The organism is Pseudomonas sp. 43(2021) (genome assembly GCF_017490805.1).
Lineage (GTDB): Bacteria > Pseudomonadota > Gammaproteobacteria > Pseudomonadales > Pseudomonadaceae > Aquipseudomonas.
Window position 1 is genome coordinate 1 of the sequence record NZ_JAFGYJ010000487.1, and the last position, 456, is coordinate 456.

The 456-nt window shown below is 58.6% G+C and carries 1 protein-coding gene; it reads right to left on the reverse strand.

The window, feature by feature from the left end:
- Positions 1–456 (reverse strand): dihydropteroate synthase (locus J5M71_RS28305; protein WP_207838940.1); only part of this gene is annotated, 456 nt, incomplete at both ends.

Below are 456 nucleotides of genomic sequence, written 5' to 3' on the forward strand. Positions count from 1 at the left end.
GTCGTAGGAGCGTTTGCAGATCTCTTTCTTGCGCGCTTCGGTGTCGGCCTGACCGGCTTCGTCGAAGGCCATCACCACCACCGCAGCGCCGTAGCGCTTGCACAGCTTGGCGTGATGGATGAACTGCTCGACGCCTTCTTTCATGCTGATCGAGTTGACGATGCCCTTGCCCTGAATGCACTTGAGGCCGGCTTCGATGACTTCCCATTTCGACGAGTCGATCATGATCGGCACGCGCGAGATATCCGGTTCGCCGGCGATCAGATTGAGGAAGGTGACCATGGCCTTCTTCGAATCGAGCATGCCCTCGTCCATGTTGATGTCGATGATCTGCGCGCCGGCCTCGACCTGCTGCAGCGCGACTTCGAGGGCTTCGGTGTAATTGTCTTCACGGATCAGGCGGGCGAATTTTGCTGAACCGGTGTTGTTGGTGCGCTCGCCGACGTTGACGAACAG